We start from the raw sequence: 225 nt of genomic DNA on the forward strand, positions 1-225 counted from the left end.
AGAAACAGAGCAAGCAAAAGCCTATGCTGCCTCGTTGGGGGTGTCTTTAAAAAGCGTCTTGTTGGCAGTGCATTTGCGTGCTTTACATGCTTTGAGTGGCCAAAGTAAATTGGTAACCGGTATGGTAACCAATGGTCGACCTGAAGCAGTGGGAGGGGAGCAACTACTTGGCTTATTCCTAAACAGCTTACCTTTTAGCACGACGACTGCAGCACTCAGTTGGTC

1 protein-coding gene is annotated in these 225 nt (G+C 48.0%); it reads left to right on the forward strand.

The window, feature by feature from the left end; all coding sequences use genetic code 11:
* Window positions 1-225 (forward strand): condensation domain-containing protein (locus CWC18_RS20750; RefSeq protein WP_138676051.1); only part of this gene is annotated, 225 nt, incomplete at both ends.

It is taken from the genome of Pseudoalteromonas aurantia (assembly GCF_005886875.1).
In the GTDB taxonomy this organism is placed as follows: Bacteria; Pseudomonadota; Gammaproteobacteria; order Enterobacterales; family Alteromonadaceae; genus Pseudoalteromonas; species Pseudoalteromonas aurantia_A.